The sequence below is a fragment of the Herbaspirillum sp. NPDC087042 genome, assembly GCF_044745245.1.
In the GTDB taxonomy this organism is placed as follows: Bacteria; Pseudomonadota; Gammaproteobacteria; order Burkholderiales; family Burkholderiaceae_D; genus Herbaspirillum.
In genome coordinates, this window is the sequence record NZ_JBIUZW010000028.1 from 30,346 (window position 1) to 34,714 (window position 4,369).

General features: G+C 59.6%; 4 protein-coding genes and 2 pseudogenes. All 6 read left to right on the forward strand.

The window, feature by feature from the left end; genetic code table 11:
* Positions 1-2: 2 nt before the first annotated feature.
* Positions 3-296, forward strand: a pseudogene (gene nuoB, locus ACIPHN_RS24780) (NADH-quinone oxidoreductase subunit NuoB); the annotation flags it as partial.
* A 9-nt stretch (positions 297-305) separates the two neighbouring features.
* Positions 306-902 (forward strand): NADH-quinone oxidoreductase subunit C, encoded by a 597-nt coding sequence (locus tag ACIPHN_RS24785; protein ID WP_400441565.1) that lies wholly within the window; start codon positions 306-308, stop codon positions 900-902.
* Positions 902-2,155, forward strand: a complete 1,254-nt coding sequence (locus ACIPHN_RS24790; RefSeq protein WP_102664570.1) for an NADH-quinone oxidoreductase subunit D — start codon at positions 902-904, stop codon at positions 2,153-2,155. The genes ACIPHN_RS24785 and ACIPHN_RS24790 overlap by 1 nt, the downstream gene beginning before the upstream one ends.
* Positions 2,156-2,247: 92 nt before the next feature.
* Positions 2,248-2,739 carry an NADH-quinone oxidoreductase subunit NuoE gene (gene nuoE / locus ACIPHN_RS24795; protein ID WP_400441568.1) on the forward strand — a complete coding sequence of 164 codons (492 nt, stop codon included), beginning with the start codon at positions 2,248-2,250 and terminating at the stop codon, positions 2,737-2,739.
* The gene (nuoF, locus tag ACIPHN_RS24800; protein ID WP_400441571.1) at positions 2,736-4,031 is read left to right on the forward strand and encodes an NADH-quinone oxidoreductase subunit NuoF; all 1,296 of its coding nucleotides are present in this window, start codon (positions 2,736-2,738) and stop codon (positions 4,029-4,031) included. The genes nuoE and nuoF overlap by 4 nt, the downstream gene beginning before the upstream one ends.
* Positions 4,032-4,114: 83 nt before the next feature.
* Positions 4,115-4,306: pseudogene (locus tag ACIPHN_RS24805) on the forward strand (2Fe-2S iron-sulfur cluster-binding protein); the annotation flags it as partial.
* Positions 4,307-4,369: the final 63 nt, after the last annotated feature.

Below are 4,369 nucleotides of genomic sequence, written 5' to 3' on the forward strand. Positions count from 1 at the left end.
CGTCGCCGCGCCAGTCCGACCTGATGATCGTGGCCGGTACCCTGTGCAACAAGATGGCGCCGGCATTGCGCAAGGTCTACGACCAGATGCCGGAACCGCGCTGGGTCATCTCCATGGGCTCCTGTGCCAATGGTGGTGGCTACTACCACTATTCGTACTCGGTGGTGCGTGGTTGCGATCGCATCGTCCCGGTGGACGTCTATGTCCCGGGTTGCCCGCCGACGGCTGAAGCGCTGCTGTATGGCGTGATCCAGCTGCAGAACAAGATCAAGCGCACCAACACCATCGCGCGCTAAGAGGGCAGTATGACGACTAAATTGGAAACTCTCGAAGCCGCCCTGCGTAATGCGCTTGGAGGGTATCTTCAGAACCTGACCGTGACCCTCGGTGAAGTCACCGTCGTGGTCAAGGCTGCTGACTACCTGTCCGCCATGCGCGTGCTGCGCGACCATGCGGATACTCGTTTCGAACAATTGCTCGACCTGTGCGGCGTGGACTACTCCACCTATGGCGATGGTGCCTGGGAAGGTCCGCGCTTTGCCGTGGTCTCGCACCTGATGTCGATCAGCCATAACTGGCGTGTTCGCGTGCGCGTGTTCGCGCCCGACGACGACCTGCCGCTGGTGGCGTCCGTGGATGGTATCTGGAACTCGGCCGGCTGGTACGAGCGCGAAGCCTTCGACTTCTACGGCATCCTCTTCGATGGTCACGCCGACCTGCGTCGCATCCTGACCGACTACGGCTTCATCGGCCACCCGTTCCGCAAGGACTTCCCGGTCTCGGGCTATGTCGAAATGCGCTACGACGCCGAACAGAAACGCGTCATCTATCAACCCGTAACGATCGAGCCGCGCGAAATCACTCCGCGCATCATTCGTGAAGAAAACTACGGGATCAAATAATGGCAGAGATCAAAAACTATACGCTGAACTTCGGTCCTCAGCACCCGGCCGCGCACGGCGTGTTGCGTCTGGTGCTGGAGCTGGACGGTGAAGTCATCCAGCGCGCCGACCCTCATATCGGCCTGCTGCATCGTGGCACCGAAAAGCTGGCCGAGCAGAAGACCTTCCTGCAGTCCGTGCCCTACATGGATCGCCTGGACTACGTCTCGATGATGAGCAACGAGCACGGTTACGTGCTGGCCATCGAGCGCCTGCTGGGTCTGGAAGTGCCGCTGCGCGCGCAGTACATCCGCGTGATGTTCGACGAAATCACCCGCCTGCTGAACCACCTGATGTGGATCGGCGCGCACGCGCTGGACGTGGGCGCGATGGGCGTGCTGCTGTATGCCTTCCGTGAGCGTGAAGACCTGTTCGACTGCTACGAAGCCGTCTCCGGCGCCCGTATGCACGCGGCCTACTACCGTCCGGGTGGCGTCTATCGCGACCTGCCGGACAGCATGCCGCAATACAAGGCATCGATCGTGCGCAACGACAAGGCCATCCGCGAACTGAACGAAAACCGTCAGGGTTCGCTGCTGGACTTCATTGAAGACTTCACCAACCGTTTCCCGACCTATGTCGACGAATACGAAACCCTGCTGACCGATAACCGTATCTGGAAGCAGCGTCTGGTGGGCGTGGGCGTGGTCTCGCCGGAACGTGCCCTGCAGATGGGCTTCTCCGGTCCGATGCTGCGTGGCTCGGGTATCGCCTGGGACTTGCGCAAGAAGCAGCCCTACGAAGTCTACGACCTGATGGATTTCGACATCCCCGTGGGCAAGAACGGCGACTGCTACGACCGTTACCTGGTGCGCGTGGCCGAAATGCGCCAGTCGAACCGCATCATCAAGCAGTGCGTGGAATGGTTGCGCAACAACCCGGGTCCGGTCATCACCGACAACCACAAGATCGCTCCTCCGAAGCGTGCGGACATGAAGTCCAACATGGAAGACCTGATCCACCACTTCAAGCTGTTCACCGAAGGTTTCCGCGTGCCTGCCGGCGAAGCGTATGCCGCCGTCGAGCATCCGAAGGGCGAGTTCGGTATCTACCTGGTCTCGGATGGCGCCAACAAGCCGTATCGCCTGAAGATCCGCGCTCCGGGCTTTGCCCACCTGCAGGCCCTGAACGAAATGGCCAAGGGCCACATGATTGCCGACGCGGTCACCATCATCGGTACGCAAGACATCGTGTTCGGGGAAATCGACCGGTAAGTCGAGCAAGAGTAAGAGTCAAGGCGGGCTTCGATGAGAAGCCCGTCAAGTTTGGGGAATATCCAATAACCGCGCAGTAATGATGCGCATGGATGGCCAACGATATGCTGTTAAGTCAAGAAGCCCTTAAGAAAATCGATCGCGAACTCGCGAAGTATCCGGCGGATCAGCGCCAGTCTGCGGTCATGTCCGCGCTGCGCATCGCCCAGGTGGATCACGGCTGGTTGCCGGCCGAACTGCAGCAGGAAATTGCCGACTACATCGGCATGCCGGCTGTGGCCGTGCAAGAAGTCGCGACCTTCTACAACATGTTCAACACCAGCCCGGTGGGCAAGCACAAGATCACCGTGTGCACCAACCTGCCGTGCCTGCTGTCGGGCGGCGAGCGCGCTGCACATCACCTGAAGCACAAGCTGGGCATCGATTACAAGGAAACCACGGCCGACGGCCGGTTCACCCTGATGGAAGGCGAATGCATGGGCGCTTGCGGCGACGCACCTGTCATGCTGGTCAACAACCATCAAATGTGCAGCTGGATGTCCAACGAAAAGATCGACGCGCTGCTGGAGGAACTGAAGAAATGACCTGCCTGCACGACCGCCACATCAAACCGCTGATCCTCGCCGACCTGAATGGCGAGAACTGGCACCTTGAGGATTACATCAAGCGCGGCGGCTACGAGTCGCTCAAGCGCATCCTCAACGACAAGATCACTCCCGAACAAGTCATCGCCGACCTCAAGGCCTCCGGCCTGCGTGGTCGTGGCGGTGCTGGTTTCCCGACCGGCCTGAAGTGGAGCTTCATGCCCCGTCAGTTCCCGGGCCAGAAGTACCTCGTCTGCAATACAGATGAAGGCGAGCCGGGTACTTTCAAGGACCGTGACATCATTCGTTACAATCCGCACGCACTGATCGAAGGCATGATCATCGGCGGTTACGCGATGGGTATCACCGTCGGCTACAACTACATCCACGGCGAGATCTTCTCGGCCTACGAGCGTTTCGAAGAAGCGCTGGAAGAGGCGCGCGCCGCCGGTCTGCTGGGCAACAACATCCTGGGTACCGAGTTCAGCTTCCAGTTGCATGCGCACCATGGTTATGGCGCCTACATCTGCGGCGAGGAAACCGCGCTGCTGGAATCCCTGGAAGGCAAGAAGGGCCAGCCGCGCTTCAAGCCGCCGTTCCCGGCCAGCTTCGGCCTGTACGGCAAGCCGACCACCATCAACAACACCGAGACCTTCGCGGCCGTGCCCTTCATCTTCAAGGTAGGCCCGCAGGCCTACGCCGAGATGGGCAAGCCCAACAACGGCGGCACCAAGATCTTCTCGATCTCGGGCGACGTCGAGCGTCCGGGCAACTACGAGATCCCGCTGGGCACCCCGTTCTCCACGCTGCTGGAACTGGCAGGTGGCATGCGCGGTGGCAAGAAGATCAAGGCGGTCATCCCCGGCGGCTCGTCCGCACCGGTGATCCGTGGCGATGTCATGATGGACACCACCATGGACTACGACGCCATCGCCAAGGCCGGCTCCATGCTGGGTTCGGGCGCGGTGATCGTGATGGACGAGACCCGTTGCATGGTCAAGTCGCTGCTGCGTCTGTCCTACTTCTACTACGAAGAATCCTGCGGCCAGTGCACGCCGTGCCGTGAAGGCACCGGCTGGATGTACCGCATGGTGGAACGTATCGAGAACGGTCACGGCAAGATGGAAGACCTCGATGTGCTGAACTCGGTGGCAGACAACATCCAGGGTCGCACCATCTGTGCACTGGGTGACGCAGCGGCCATGCCGGTGCGCGCCTTCGTGAAGAATTTCCGCGAAGAGTTCGAGTACCACATCGAGCACAAACACTGCCTGGTTCCGGCTTACATCTGAACAGGGCAGGGGATGCACGGCGGGATCCAATAACAATTCCGCCGGCATCGTTGGCAAAGAATATTTAGCTTGGGCAAACAGCCATGGTTGAAATCGAAATAGACGGCAAGAAGGTTGAAGTGCAGGAAGGCAGCATGGTCATGGACGCTGCCAATAAACTCGGCACGTACATTCCTCACTTCTGCTATCACAAGAAACTGTCCATCGCGGCCAACTGCCGCATGTGCCTGGTCGAGGTCGAAAAGGCCCCGAAGCCGCTGCCTGCCTGCGCCACACAGTTCTATTGAGGAATGTTCTTTAGTACAGTCAGCTACTTTTATGTCTTTTGCCTTATGTTT